We start from the raw sequence: 15,771 nt of genomic DNA on the forward strand, positions 1-15,771 counted from the left end.
ACTCTAAAATCACTTACAAATCTATGACAAATTATTTTAGCATCCAACATTTCAGGATGGTGAATTCATCGTTTATTGTCCTGAAAAAAATACCATTATGTATGAGACTCACCGCAATAATGTTATTTGTATGCATCGGACTGGCATATGCTTCCGAAAGTTACAGTCAATCTGCAACATTAACTCTGAACGTTAACAACAAAACGGTACAAGAGGTCCTGGATGAAATTGAGAAACAATCTGAGTTTCATTTCTTCTACAACAACAAACAGGTAAATACGAATCGTGTTGTTTCTATTAAAAGTAAAAAAAAGGATGTATTCAACGTCCTTGAACAATTATTTAACGGAACGGATATCAGTTATAAGGTTCTGGATAAAAGTATTATCCTCTCACCCAAAGAGATGCTGATGAGTGCTGTCGTACAGCAAGCCATAAAAAACATATCCGGTACTATTACCGATAGCAAGGGCGAACCGATCATCGGAGCAAATGTATTGGAGAAAGGATCTACAAACGGTACCGTAACCGATATCAACGGTAAATTCAGTTTATCCGTGCCCAATAAATCGACATTGGTAATCTCCTATATCGGATACGTATCCAAGGCTATTATCGTAGGAAACCAGACAGTCTTCAACATACAATTGACAGAAGACACTCAAAACTTAAATGAAGTAGTTGTAACGGCGTTAGGTATCAAACGTGAAGAAAAAGCCTTGGGATATGCAGTTCAAAAAGTAGATGCGAAAGCATTAACCTCTGCAAAAAGCATCGATGTCGGAACTTCATTAACCGGAAAAGTGGCAGGTTTAAATGTTAAGAACAGTACCGAATTCAATGAAGCTCCCTCTTTGAAATTAAGAGGAGAAACTCCCATATTGATCATCGACGGTATCCCATATGGAAATATGACATTGAACGAAATTGCACCTGACGATATCGAATCCATCGATGTTTTAAAAGGCGCCACCGCTTCTGCTTTGTACGGAGCACGCGGTACAACAGGTGCGATCATGATCACTACCAAGAGAGGTTCACAAAATGAAGGTATCAATGTAGAGATCAACAGTAACACAATGTTTTTCGCAGGATATCTGGCATTTCCGGAAGTACAATCATCTTATAGTAGAGGTTATGGTGGAAAATACAATAGCGATTATGTATGGGGAGACAAATTGGATATCGGAAGAACGGCTATTCAATACGATCCGGAAACATTCGAGTGGAGGGAAATGGAGTTAACATCCAAAGGAAAAAATAACTTTAAAAACTTCCTCCAATTCAGTGCGATCACAAACAACAATGTCAGTGTCTCGCAAAAAGGGAAATACGGCTCGTTCAGAACATCATTGACCCACGTATTCAACAAGGGACAATATCCGAACCAGAAACTGAACAAAATAACTTATACAGCCGGAGGTGAAATGAGTTACAAAAACTTCAAACTGGAAGGATCAGCGTCATACAACAAACGTGTGTCATCAAACGACAACGGTTCCGGTTATAGCGGTAGCTATATTTACGACATGGTAATTTGGGGTGGCACAGAATACGACGTACGTGATTATAAAAACTATTGGGTTGAAGGCAAAGAAGATGAACAGCAAAACTGGTACGATAACAGTTGGTATGATAATCCCTGGTTTAAAGCGAATGAAGTAGTCGATGCTTATGACACCGATATATTGAATGTGTATATGAACTCATCCTATGAAATTACTCCGTGGTTAAAAGCCATGTTAAGGGGAGGCCTTGATTTTTATTCTAAGAAAAATCAATGGAGAAACGCAAAAAGCGCAAACTACGCATGGGACAAAAACGGTTTCTTCGGAATCAGCAGAAATTCGGGGTATAGTATTAACACCGATGCTATGTTGATGGCTGATAAAACATGGGGTAAACTAAATATGAATGTTTTAGCCGGAGGAAATATCTACTTCTATTCTGATGACAAATTAAGAAGTACAACAGCCGGAGGACTCACTATTCCTGGATTTTACTCTCTGAAAGCCAGCGTCGATCCTATTTCTGCCAGCAGTGAATTAAAGAGGAAAAGAGTAAACAGTCTATATGGCAAACTTTCATTGTCATGGGCTAGCACTTATTTTCTGGACGTAACCGGACGTAACGACTGGTCTTCCACACTATCCAAAGAGACGCGTTCTTATTTCTATCCTTCCTTAGCTGGAAGTATAGTACTTTCAGAGATTATCACATTACCTGAAGTTTGGAATTTCTGGAAAATAAGAGGTTCATGGACAACCTCCAAACAAGATGCTGCAGTTTACGATAATAATAATGTTTACTCTGTCTCTACCAATGTTTGGGATGGATTAGGTACGGCTTCTTATCCTTCATCTGTTATCGGAGGTAATGTACGTCCTAAAAAATCTATGGTATATGAAGTCGGTACAGCTGTTAATTTCTTCAATAACAGATTATACGCAGACTTTGCATATTTCAGAAAACTTGAATCAGACTTTATCATTTCCGGCGGTATAAGTTCTGCAACAGGTTTCAGCTCCGTTCAGGTCAACTTTAAAGAAGAAAGATTGAGAAACGGTTATGAATTGACCATAGGGGGAAGTCCTATAAAAAATAAAGATTTCCAGTGGGACATTCTTACAAACTGGGGACATGATAAATATTCTTACTTCAAAATCGACCCAGATTATTCAACTAAAAAACCCTGGGTAAAAAAAGGTGAAAGCTGGGATTGGTTCGATATATATGACTGGGACAGAGATCCGGACGGAAATATCATACATAACGGAGGTATTCCGGTAAAACAAAACTTCAAAACCAAAGTAGGAAATCTGACTCCCGACCTGGTTTGGGGTATCACCAATACTTTCAGATATAAAAACTTTACACTCAACTTCACTATCGACGGACGTATTGGAGGCATGTCATACTCACGCACCCATCAAATGTTATGGAACTCCGGTGCACATAAAGACTCCGACAATCAATGGCGATATGAAGAAGTGGTCAATGGAAACAAAACATTCATCGGAGAAGGTGTCAAAGTTGTATCCGGTAGTGTTGAACGTGACCCGGATGGAAACATCCTCAGCGATACCCGCGTTTTCGCTCCTAATGATGTTGTAGTATCTTATGAAGCATATATTTCAAAATACCATGACTCAACCAGTCGTCCCAGCCGCCAGAATGTATTAGATGAAACATTCTTCAAACTAAGAAATCTGACATTTACTTATGACATACCTCAATTGTGGTGTGGAAAAATAGGAATGAAAGCGGCATCGGTCAGCCTGACAGGCCAGAATTTATTCTTATGGGCCAAAGAATACAAATACGCAGACCCTGACAAAGGAGGAGATAGCAGTGGTTACGAAAGTTTGAATTCACCTTCTCAACGATACATCGGTTTTAACATAAAAGCAAACTTCTAAAGGTAGAATATATGAAAACAACGAAATATATAAAGCAATCTCTATTTGCTTTCAGTGCAATAGGAATATCTATGATCTGGAATGGCTGCACATCTTCTTTTGATGATCTGAATACCAATCCGGATGCAACAACAAAAGTGTCCCCGGCAATGCTTGCAACTAAAGTGATACTGGATCATGTAAAATCAGCGAGCAGTGATAATGGTGAATTCATGTGCAAACGCATGTTCTGGGGAGAACAAATGGATAATTATCAATACAATCGTGTGGAAAAAGGGAGCTTCAGTGCCATACAGGGACTTACCAATGCACAAAAAATGGTTGAATTATCCTCCGAATCCAATAAAGATGCTTATACAGGTCTCTATTATTATTTAAAGGGCTGGGCATTTTACCGGACAACAATGGATATGGGAGACATTCCCTATAGCGAAGCGCTTCAGGTCAATGAGTTCAGATATCCTAAATATGATGAACAAAAAGAGGTATTCAAAGGGATACTCGACGATCTGGAACAGGCAGACAGTCATTTTGCCAAAGCGACGGAAGGTATCAGCGGTGATCCGTTTTACAACGGCGATCCTGCTAAATGGAGAAAAGCGACCAATGTGCTCCGCCTGAAAGTATTAATGGCTTTACAGAAAAGAGCGGATGACACACCGGAGTTACAGATCAAAGAAAAATTTGCACAAATTGTAAAAGAAGGGAATCTTTTTGAAGGGAATGATGATAACCTCCAGGTTACTTATTCCAATAAAGATGGCCAGAAAAATCCTTTTCATCAGGATCTAACAAGAAGTATCAATGTGTATGCAGGAACAACCACTTTGATCGATCCGCTGAAAAAGTACAAAGATTATCGGTTATTCTCTTACTTTGCCCCGATGCAGGCTCTGACAGATCCAATATATCTGCCGAAAGGTGAAACCTTGTTGGAAAAAAACGATTGGAATGCCTATCAGGGAGTTGAAGCCGCAGGATTATTCAACACGGAACAGAAAAAGATCTCTAACAAAATGCATTGCCGCCCCAACGATATTTATCGCACAGATTATGTCGGAGTTCCTTCTATACGATTGGGATATGCTGATATGAATTTTGTATTGGCCGAAGCTGTTGAAAGAGGATGGATCAGCGGATCTGCTCAAAATTATTATGAAGAAGGTATCCGCGCCTCGTTTGAATTCGTACGTACGACGGTTTCTTCTCCGGAATATAATCAGGGAATGACCATCACAGACGAGTATATCACCCAATATCTAAAGGGAGAAGATGTAGCCTATGCTACAAACGGGACATCACTCGACCGGCTGAAACAAATATGGATGCAGGCATTCTTAGCCTCTTATTTCCACCTGGCCTGGGACTCTTATTATGATTACAGACGTACCGGTTATCCGGAATTACCGATCAACCCGGAAACAAACCTGAATGACGATAAGTACAAAATTCCGGTAAGATGGTTATATCCTGAATCAGAAACGAATTACAATAAGGAACAACTGATCAATGCAGTTAACCGCCAATGGGGAGGAGCCGAAGACGTGAATAAAATTATGTGGGTATTAAAATAATATAGTTCACTGTTACTTTTGAATTTACCGAATAGAATGGATGAACAACCTACTATTCGGTAAATTTGTTTCTAAAAATAAACACTTAAAAGCAGTTGCTTATTGTATAAAATCAACTACTTTTAGATGATCAAAAAAACACATCACCATGAAACATATTATCATTTTTCTTTTTGCTTATTTATTTGTTATTCCGGTCACAGCCCAACAATCCTCTCAAAACCTGGCCCTTCATCTGGACGGCAAAGACAATAATGTCCGCACCGGTATCGGATATCTCAATGGCTCATGGACCCTCGAAGCATGGGTCAAAGGCGATGACAATTCCTGGAAAGAACAGGAAGTTCTTTTTGGCGGAGGCGAATATAGCCTGACAAACAGGGCAGATTATCTGCCTCTGGTTATCGAGAACGGAAGACTTCACAGTACATGGCCCGATCTGTGGTCAAAAGAAGTACTGGACGACCAATGGCATCATGTAGCACTAAGTTGTGACGGTGTTGCCACCCGGCTTTATCTGGACGGAGAAGTCATCGATAGTAAAATAACAGCCATGTCTGTTCTTCCCGGAGCATTAGGAGTAAATGAAGACGATCTTACAACCTTCGGAGGATTAATGGATGAAGTCCGTATCTGGAATTCCGCCGTGCCGACTGAAACACTCAAAGAATGGATGGGCAAACCTTTGGAACCCACTCACCCGCAATTTAAAACACTGGTCGCATACTATAACTTTGACGACGGCATAGAAGATGTTTCGACAAACTGGGTCGGTAAGGGAGACCAGGCATACCATATCAGAAACGGAAGGCTCCAATATAAAGGTAGCATTCCAATGGCATACACAGTTCCCAATGACAATCCAAAATTCATAAAACCTGCTAAACAGCAAGAATTATTCAATGCAATCGTAATAGATAGCGAATGGGATGCAGATCAGGGTAGTTCGGACGACCAGATCCTTAAACTCCGAATCGCCGTAACCGGAGACCGAAATCCATTACGCCTGACAGAACTTGAACTCGACCTGTCTGATGTCACAACACTGTCCGACATATCGCAGATCCATATCTATCATACCGGGAAAACCGCCCGGTCAAACATTAAAACAGAACTATTCGGTCAGGGGGAAATACCTAAAAAGAAAATGATATTTAAAGATGAACAAGGAGTTCTGACATTAACACCGGGTATCAATTACCTGCTAGTAACAGCTGACATAGCCGAAAAAGCCACCGTTGGTAACAAGATCAAAATATCCGTCCCCTCTTTCAAGCTGGGAGAGACGACCTATATACCGGAGACAAGTGAAAGGAATATCGATAAAAGGATCAGCGAAAACAGCCAGAACAATCCCAACATCATAAAAGTACTGCAATGGAATATCTGGCATGGAGGTAACCACGTCGGAGACGACGGTCAGGCACGTGTCATCGATCTGGTAAAAGCGACAAATGCCGACATTATCACGATGCAGGAAGGTTACGGTAGCCAGAAACGTATTCAGGATTCACTGGGATATTATATGCAAACACCATCGCTCCAGGATAATCTGGTTCTTTTCAGCCGGTATCCTATAATAGACATACCGACAAAGAAAACATTCAATTCCAATCCTGTCAAATTAACACTGCCAGGCAATCGCCCCTTGTTAGTCAACGCCTGTTGGTTACGTTATGCCTATCAACCGGAATATTCCTGCAATTATCCTTGCATAGGACATAATACTTCTACCTGGGTAGCAGAAGATGCCGCCCGAGGATTAGAAGACATGAAATATATTCTGGAAAAGGATACAAAACCTTATCTGACAGAAGGTGAAGATACTCCAATCATCATAGGAGGCGATTTCAATTCTTGCAGCCATCTGGATTGGACAAAAAAAGCAGCGCCGATCCATTTCGGTTACGGACCTGTCCCCTTCCCTATTTCCCAATATATGCTCAACCAAGGTTATAAAGATAGTTTCAGGGAAATAAATCCGGATGAAATAGCTCGCCCGGAAGGGACCTTTGCTGTTATTTACGGACACTTGCAGGTTAGCCGGATCGACTTTCTCTACTATAAAGGAAATAATATCCGGGCCGTTTCTTCCAAAATTGTAAAAACAACTCCGGAGATCGACGATGTATGGGCATCAGACCATGCCGCTGTACTGACAACATTTGAACTGACGCCTCTTTCAGGCAAATAATACATTAAACTAAATACGCATGAAAAAAGGATTATTTTTATCAGTCATCGCTTTACTGAACCTGATGACAATGAATGCACAGGTGCAGCCTGTGCAACCCAAGTTGACAGACGACAGATCATTCTCCATGATCTTGTTGCCCGACCCCCAGAGTTACACCAAATTCGATGTAAACCAGCCACTATTCGAACTGATGACGGCATGGACCGCCAACAACAAAGAGAGACTGAATATCGAGGCCGTTCTTTGTACCGGCGACCTGGTAGAACAAAACGAAATCCGTATTCCTGACGGAGTGAACGGAAACCAGACCAGCGAAGAACAATGGAAAGCTGCCTCACAGGCATTTGCCCGGCTGGATAATAAATTGCCTTATGTGGTCTGCACCGGAAACCATGATTACGGATATGAAAAAGCAGAGAACCGTCTGTGCCGTCTACCGGAGTATTTCCCGTCAGAAAGAAATTCCTGCTGGAGAAATTCGCTGGTTGAAGTAGGTAACAATTATCAGGGAATCCCGACACTCGAAAACGCAGCTTATGAATTTAACACTGAAACATGGGGTAAAATACTGGTGGTCTCTCTGGAATTCGCGCCACGCGACGAAGCCATCGAATGGGCTAAAGCTGTGACAGAGAAACCCAAATATGCCAATCACAAAGTGATCCTGCTGACCCACTCCTTCCTGACTGCAGACGGAAAACGGCGCCTGAAAGAAAACTATAAGATATCTCCAGCAAACTATGGAGAAGCCATTTGGCAAAAGCTGGTTTATCCGTCGAAGAATATCTGCCTGGTTGTTTGCGGACATGAATGTGAAATCGCTCCGCATAAAGACAATGTCGGTTTCAGCATCGAAAAGAATGCAGCCGGAAAGGATATCCCGCAAATGATGTTCAACGCCCAGACTGCCGATGGCTTCTGGCATGGCAACGGTGGCGACGGCTGGCTCCGTATCATGGAATTTATGCCTGACGGACAGACAATCAAGATCAAAACATTTTCTCCACTTTTCGCCATTTCGCCGACAACAGCCGACAAATCCTGGAGAACGGAATCGTATGACCAATTCGATATTACTATAAAATAATAATAAAAGAACTTATGATAATTAGGGAGTAGCTCCAATTATACATACCTTTGGTGAACTAATACAAAATTAAACACATATCATGAAAAAAAGAAACTTACTTCTTATTTTGGTTTTAACCATTGTAACGATCAGTTCGGCTTTTGCTGCCAAACCAAAAGCAAAACATGTAATCTGGATCGGTCTCGACGGCTGGGGGGCTTACAGCGTAGAAAAAGCAGAGATGCCGGTGACCAAACAATTAATGAAAGACGGTTCTTACACATTGAAAAAACGTTCCGTTCTGCCTTCTTCCAGTGCTGTGAACTGGGCTTCTATGTTTATGGGTGCGGGACCGGAGCTTCACGGATACACCGAATGGGGATCAAAAACACCTGAACTTCCTTCACGTGAATTGAATCAACATGGTATTTTCCCAACAGTTTTCCAACTGTACCGCGACGCTGCCCCGAAAGCAGAAATCGGTTGTGTCTATGACTGGGACGGCATCAAATATCTGGTAGATACACTGGCACTCAGCTATCATGCCCAGGGACCGGATTATAATAAATATCCAACCGTTTTGACAGAAATGGCGGTGAAGTATATCACAGAGAAAAAGCCGAACCTGTTTGCCGTTATCTTCGACAATCCGGATCATGTAGGTCATGCCGACGGACACGACACACCTTCTTATTACAATACGCTGAAAGAGTTGGATAAAAACATCGGAAAAATCGTCGACGCCGTTAAACAGGCCGGTATGCTGGACGAAACAATCTTTGTTATCACAGCAGACCACGGTGGGATCAATAAGGGACACGGAGGCAAGACCATGCTGGAAATGGAGACTCCGTTCATCATCTCCGGAAAGAACGTAAAGAAAGGTTATTGCTTTGACAATGTCAGCATGATGCAGTTCGACTGCGCCTCTACCCTTGCAGCTTTATTAGGTCTGACCCAGCCTCAGGTTTGGATCGGTCGTCCAATGCCGGTATTCAAATAATATAGAAAAGAGATGAAAAGATTATTTATAAGTATCTTATGCCTGTTAGGTGGTCTGTTAAATGCAAACGCCCAGCAACCAGCACTTCAATTCAATAAGGACGGAAAATTCAAGATCGTTCAGTTTACCGACGTACATTATATTCATAATAACCCGAAATCGGCTATCTCGATTGAAAGGATCAATGAAGTGTTGGATGCTGAAAAACCGGACCTGGTCCTTTTTACCGGCGATGTCATTTATGGTAAACCGGCGGAAGAAGGAATGAGAACCATTCTCAACCTGGCCTCTAAACGCAAAATACCTTTCGGTATGACATTCGGTAACCATGACAATGAACAGGGGCTGACACGTACGGAGTTGTTCGATATCATCAAAACGATCCCTTACAACCTGACCGATTCCGTTGCAGGCGTATCAGGTGCCAGCAATTATATCCTGCCGGTCAAATCATCCGACGGAAAGAAGGATGCAACCGTCCTCTATTGCATGGACTCTCATTCTTATTCACAGATCGGAGGAATCGGCGGATACGATTACATCAAGTTCGACCAGATACAATGGTATCGTGAGAACAGTGCCCAATATACAAAACAGAACGGCGGAACACCTGTTCCATCTCTGGCATTCTTCCACATCGCCTTGCCGGAATACAACCAGGCTGCATCCGACGAAACCGCGATTCTGGTAGGAACACGTAAGGAAAAGGCTTGCGCTCCGCAACTGAATTCCGGCCTGTTCGCTTCCATGAAAGAGATGGGTGATATCCAGGGTGTATTTGTCGGACACGACCACGATGACGATTATGCCGTTTATTGGAAAGGCATCTTACTGGCTTACGGTCGTTATACAGGTGGCGACACGGTTTATAACAACCTGACCAACGGTGCACGTGTGATCGAAATGACAGAAGGTGAAAATGGCTTCAAGACCTGGATCCGCCTGAAAGACAATGAAATCATCAATAAGGTGAATTATCCTTCGGACTTTATTAAGAAAAAAGACTGATCGATTATTGTATCATCAAACAATAAAGTCCTCTCTGCCTAGTGCATGAGAGGACTTATTTATATAATAGATATTCCAAAAGATATACAGAAATGAGAAATGTATTAATATAGTTGGTTACCAATATATCTGATATGATATATTCCAGAATATTTTTATCTTTGTCCTAAAACAAGATAATATGAAAACAACAGCAGAATACCTCGCCATATTAAAGAACTATAAAACTCAGCATGCCGGGAATTATGGTATAACCCGTATGGGGATTTTTGGCTCAGTAGCACGGGGAGAACAAAAAGAAGGTAGTGATGTTGATATTTGTTATGAGGGGAAAGCACCGTCCTTACTTACTTTAGACAAAATACAGTCTGAATTGAGAAACCTGTTCGGATGTCCAGTAGATTTAATCCGCATCCGCGAACATATGAATGATTATTTGAAAGAACGCATCAGTAAAGAAGCTATCTATGTCTAATAAAGAACTACATATCCAATGTTTGAATAATATAAGGAAAGCTTTATTAATGATCGAAGAACGTGCTAACGTGATTTCTTGTATGGACGATTTTCTACAGACTCCGGACGGGATGCTTCGATTAGACGCTATTTGCATGAATCTGATAGCCTTGGGAGAATCAGTTAAAAACTTTGATAAAATAACGGAAGGGAAGATACTACCCCTATATCCCAATATTTACTGGAAAGGTGTAATGCAAATCCGTGATAAAATAGCACATCACTATTTCGACATTGATGCAGGCATTGTTTACACCACAATAAAAGAAGACATTCCATCTTTACTTCCAACAATTGAGACAATGATTAAAGATATATCTAAATAAAAACGGAGCCTGTAATACAGACCCCGTTTTTATTCTTATTCCGGTTTAAGCACCACCCCTAAACTCTTTTTCCCATCCATCTTTATGACGATCGGTTTGTCGAAACGGACATGGCGCAGATACTCGGTATCTTCCACAGCGGGCAAAGCATTCAGGTAAGCCTCATCGAACCAGCCGTCGCCTTTGAACGGGTTGATCGTGAAATAACCGACACCGAAAGAGGTCAGGTTCTGGAAGAAATGCGTTCCCTGGCTCGGGTCGACACGATAGTTCTCCAATCCGCACTCCACGATAACACGGGCGTTACTGATATGTGGCCACTTCACCGGAATACCCAGCCAGGAGTCGCTGCTGCCCCAACGTCCGGGACCAACCAGCACATAATTCTTTTCCTCTTCCGTAAAACGGCGGTTCAGCTTCTCTATCTCGTAAGCGATCAACTGATTGTTAGACGAGTTGAAAGCACCGCTCTTTACATAGATAATATCCTGTACGTCCGTCACGATACCATGCCCCAGGACACTGGTAGAGGAAAGGATCGTTTCTTCATTTTCAATCTGCGTCAGGTCTTCATCCATGATCTCTTTGTTATCAACGATCGGGCGGATCTGAAGCAGATAGAAAGTAGCCTTGTCGTGATTGGCGGGATCGACATTCACGGCAAACTCGATCTCTACGGGACGCCCCATCTCTTCCTGGCCGATACGAAGCAATTCATCCAGCGTCTTTGCCAGCGGGAATACATCATGTTGCAGGATATTGACGAAAGACAAGATCTTCCGCCCACCGGGATAGTAACCGTCACGAATGATCTGATCGTAGGGGTCGTAAGTAGAAACGATATATTTCAAAGAACCATCCGCATCGGCATCTTTCAGGTTCAGACGCAGAAGGTTAAAAGAATCGTCGATAGAGAACTGTTCTGCCAGGTTCTTCAGGTCGAGCGCATAGAAACGGGTCTGCGTCTCACGAAGAGCGAAATCCATCGAACTCATCTGCAGGATACTGTGCGGATGGCGCGGAGAGAAACGTAATGTCTGACCGCCGTCCACAATATATTTACCCAATCCCAGGGCAATATTAGCTATGCCGTCTTCCGCCTTCTCATTACCGATCGGATAAAAATTAAGCGAACGTGCCACACCGGAGATGGTCGGGTAGAAATGATCGTTGTAACGGTTACCGACCACTTCCTGCAGAACAATCGCCATCTTCTCCTGGTCGATCAGATTCGACGTGGCAGTCATATATCCCTTGCTGTCCCGGTAAAAGACAGATGCATAGACAGCCTTGATCGCATCGCTCAACAAGCGAAGCATCTCATATTTATCATCCAGCCGCGGAATCATATAAGTAGAGTAAATTCCGGCAAACGGCTGGTAATGCGAATCCTCCAGCAGACTGGACGAACGGACAGCAATCGGGCTTTTCACCACATCGAAGAAAGCCATCAGGTCATCTATCAGGCTGGCAGGCAGACTGGCACGAAGGAAATATTTCAGGATCGTCTCGTCATCCGCATCGCTCAACGCAACAGGCAGCAACTCGTTCGTCTCCATAAATTCATCAAAGATATCCGTACAAATTACTACCGTCTTCGGGATATTCGTATTGAAGTTCTCCGTCTCCAACTTGGGATAGCGTTTAACCATCGCCCCCATAAAGGCAAGACCTCTACCCTTTCCTCCCAGCGAACCGTCACCGATACGGGCAAAATTGCTATACTCGTCGAAACGATCTTTCTGATAAATAGCTACCACTCCGGAGTTCTTCATACGGCGATACTGGACGATCAGGTCGAAAATAAGTTTACGGGCCTCATCCATATCTTTATAATCGCTTACATCGACCCGCTTCAACACTTCGGCTGGCGGGAACATGGCACGCGAATAGAAGAAACGGGAGAAATGGTTGCGCGAAAGATGGTAAACCAGCGAATCGTCGGGGATCTGGAATACTTTCCTCTGCAGATCCTTCAAATCCTTGATACGCATAATCTCTTCCTTCGTCTGCGGATTCAGTATCACGAAATCACCGAAGCCGAAACGCTGCATGATCTTCTTACGCAGATCCTGCGGGTAGCTCTTTGAATTCTTGTCGATAAACGAGGCACCCAATTCTTTGGCATACACTTTATTGTTCGACTCGGAAGACTCGAGCACAAAAGGAATGATCAGCCCTGTCTTACGGACATATTGCCCGAACTTATACCCGGCATAAGGGTCTTTCACCCCATCATGCATAAAGCTCATATCCGATACGATACCGAGCATATTGTCCCGGTACTGATTAAAGATACGGACAGCTTCCTCATAAGTACGTGCCAGTTTGATCTTGGGACGTCCGCGCATCCGGAGCGTCTGCTGGTGGCCGTTCAGCGCCTCTTTGGCAAACATCTGGCTCTGCTCCAGCACGAATTTATATAAGTGGGGCAATGCTGACGAATAAAAGCGGATGGAGTCTTCCACCAGCAGGATGATCTGTACGCCGACACTCGCCGTATCGTCGGGCGCATTCATCTTATCCTCTATCAGTTTGATAATGGCCAGCAGCAACTCGGCATTACCCAACCAACTGAATACATAGTCAATCGCACTCAGGTCTTCATTGGCGATACGCTTGGAAACCTCCTTCGAGAAGGGGGTAAGCACTACGATAGGGATATTCGGATAATGTATCTTGATCTCCTTTGCCGCCGCAAAAATATCGCGGTTATCCATATTCGGCATGCAGATGATCAACTCAAAATTACGATTCTTTAATTCGGCAAGCGCCTCTTCTTCCGTTGTCACCTGGGTAAAACGGGGAGGATAACGAAGACTGAGTGAAGTATATTCATTAAATATCTGCTCGTCCACACGTCCATCGTCCTCCAGCATGAAGGCGTCGTATTTTGTGGCAATAAGCAGTACATTATATATACGCTTATTCATTAGATTGGCGAATGATGTGTCTTTAAACACAAGGTTCTGAAAGTCCGGTATTCCGCTCATAACGATTTCATAGAATTATATGCGCCCAAATGTAAGGAAAAAATCAGTTTGGATGCCGCCAATTAGTATTTTTCTCCCTATATTCTATTATTTCCCTACTTACTTTTTAATATTTTCCTCCCTTTGGTCCTTATACTTTCCGGTATGCCCGTATTTAATCGGGCGTTAGAGAGACGGCAAAAAAACAGTATCGGCACAAAGACATGCATCAAAAACATATAATCCGCTATCAAAAAGAAAGCAAAACTCTTGGTCAATCCATAGGATTCGCTACATTTGCCTACACATTGTTATTCCTAAAAAAGCAAGAAACGCTATGAAGACAGAAGTTATTTTATCTGCACTGGAAGCAAAGCACCCGGGCGAAAAAGAGTACTTGCAAGCCGTGAAAGAAGTTCTTTTATCAATAGAAGAGGTTTACAACCAGCATCCGGAATTCGAGAAAGCCAAAATCATCGAACGGCTGGTCGAACCGGAACGTATCTTTACTTTCCGTGTGCCCTGGGTAGACGATAAAGGTGAAGTACAAGTCAATTTAGGATACCGCGTACAATTTAATAATGCGATCGGCCCGTATAAAGGAGGAATTCGTTTCCACCCGTCCGTAAATCTGTCCATCCTGAAGTTCCTGGGATTTGAACAAACATTCAAGAATGCCCTGACTACCCTGCCGATGGGTGGCGGTAAAGGCGGTTCCGACTTCGCCCCCCGTGGTAAAAGCGATGCGGAGATCATGCGCTTCTGCCAGGCTTTCATTATGGAACTGTGGCGTAATTTGGGGCCGGACCGCGACGTACCGGCAGGCGATATAGGCGTTGGCGGACGTGAAGTAGGTTATATGTACGGCATGTACAAAAAGCTGGCCCGCGAAAACACAGGTACTTTCACCGGCAAAGGCATGGAGTTCGGAGGTTCTATCCTTCGTCCGGAAGCAACCGGCTACGGTGCTCTCTATTTCGTACATCAGATGCTCGAAACCCATGGTATAGATATAAAAGGTAAGACAGTTGCCGTTTCTGGTTTCGGGAACGTGGCTTGGGGAGCGACAAAGAAGGCAACCGAACTGGGCGCCAAAGTCGTAACGATCTCCGGTCCGGACGGATATGTGTACGATCCGGACGGTATCTCGGGCGACAAGATCGAATATATGCTGGAACTACGTAACAGCGGTAACGATATCGTGGCACCTTATGCCGACGAATATCCCGGCGCAACTTTCTATCTAGGCAAGAAGCCCTGGGAACAGAAAGTGGATATTGCCCTGCCCTGCGCTACACAAAACGAGCTGGATGCCGACGATGCCCGCAAGCTGATAGAGAACAAGACTTTATGCGTTGCCGAAGTCTCCAACATGGGATGTACGGCAGAAGCTGTCGATCTGTTCATCGAACACAAACAGTTGTTTGCACCGGGTAAAGCCGTTAATGCAGGCGGTGTCGCTACTTCCGGACTGGAAATGACGCAGAATGCCATGCATATCTCCTGGACTGCCGATGAAGTGGATGCCAGACTGCATCAGATCATGGGCGCTATCCACGAGCAATGTCTTGCTCATGGTAAAGATGGTAATTATGTGAACTATGTGAAAGGTGCCAACATTGCCGGCTTCATGAAAGTAGCCAAAGCCATGATGGCGCAAGGTATTGTATAAAAGAGTCTGGCATGC

At 43.4% G+C, this 15,771-nt stretch carries 10 protein-coding genes; 9 read left to right on the forward strand and 1 reads right to left on the reverse strand.

Going from position 1 to position 15,771, the window contains the following annotated elements; all coding sequences use genetic code 11:
* The first annotated feature begins 101 nt into the window (after positions 1-101).
* From IEY67_RS24475 to IEY67_RS24510, 8 genes are all read left to right on the forward strand, one after another.
* Entirely contained in the window at positions 102-3,419 is a 3,318-nt protein-coding gene (locus IEY67_RS24475) for a SusC/RagA family TonB-linked outer membrane protein (protein WP_183669061.1), read from the forward strand.
* Positions 3,420-3,430: 11 nt separating this feature from the next.
* The gene (locus IEY67_RS24480; protein ID WP_122375804.1) at positions 3,431-4,993 is read left to right on the forward strand and encodes a SusD/RagB family nutrient-binding outer membrane lipoprotein; all 1,563 of its coding nucleotides are present in this window, start codon (positions 3,431-3,433) and stop codon (positions 4,991-4,993) included.
* A 148-nt stretch (positions 4,994-5,141) separates the two neighbouring features.
* Positions 5,142-7,187, forward strand: coding sequence for an endonuclease/exonuclease/phosphatase family protein (locus IEY67_RS24485; protein ID WP_183669059.1), 2,046 nt, complete (start codon positions 5,142-5,144; stop codon positions 7,185-7,187).
* Between the two features lie 19 nt (positions 7,188-7,206).
* Positions 7,207-8,277, forward strand: coding sequence for a metallophosphoesterase (locus IEY67_RS24490; RefSeq protein ID WP_122355655.1), 1,071 nt, complete (start codon positions 7,207-7,209; stop codon positions 8,275-8,277).
* Between the two features lie 82 nt (positions 8,278-8,359).
* Entirely contained in the window at positions 8,360-9,262 is a 903-nt protein-coding gene (locus IEY67_RS24495) for an alkaline phosphatase family protein (protein WP_122355657.1), read from the forward strand.
* 12 nt (positions 9,263-9,274) lie between these two features.
* Positions 9,275-10,270 (forward strand): metallophosphoesterase family protein, encoded by a 996-nt coding sequence (locus IEY67_RS24500; protein WP_183669057.1) that lies wholly within the window; start codon positions 9,275-9,277, stop codon positions 10,268-10,270.
* Between the two features lie 181 nt (positions 10,271-10,451).
* Positions 10,452-10,745, forward strand: a complete 294-nt coding sequence (locus IEY67_RS24505) for a nucleotidyltransferase family protein (RefSeq protein WP_122355661.1) — start codon at positions 10,452-10,454, stop codon at positions 10,743-10,745.
* Positions 10,738-11,112: a HepT-like ribonuclease domain-containing protein gene (locus IEY67_RS24510; RefSeq protein ID WP_183669055.1), complete on the forward strand. Its 375-nt coding sequence runs from the start codon at positions 10,738-10,740 to the stop codon at positions 11,110-11,112. Before IEY67_RS24505 ends, IEY67_RS24510 begins: the two co-directional genes overlap by 8 nt.
* Before the next feature lie 35 nt (positions 11,113-11,147).
* Here IEY67_RS24510 and IEY67_RS24515 read toward each other — a convergent pair whose 3' ends face one another.
* Positions 11,148-14,105, reverse strand: a complete 2,958-nt coding sequence (locus IEY67_RS24515) for a PEP/pyruvate-binding domain-containing protein (RefSeq protein WP_122355665.1) — start codon at positions 14,103-14,105, stop codon at positions 11,148-11,150.
* A 316-nt stretch (positions 14,106-14,421) separates the two neighbouring features.
* Here IEY67_RS24515 and gdhA point away from each other — a divergent pair, with 316 nt between their 5' ends.
* Entirely contained in the window at positions 14,422-15,756 is a 1,335-nt protein-coding gene (gene gdhA, locus IEY67_RS24520) for an NADP-specific glutamate dehydrogenase (RefSeq protein WP_183669053.1), read from the forward strand.
* The last annotated feature ends 15 nt before the right edge of the window (positions 15,757-15,771 follow it).

It is taken from the genome of Parabacteroides faecis, from assembly GCF_014647375.1.
GTDB classification, from domain to species: domain Bacteria; phylum Bacteroidota; class Bacteroidia; order Bacteroidales; family Tannerellaceae; genus Parabacteroides; species Parabacteroides faecis.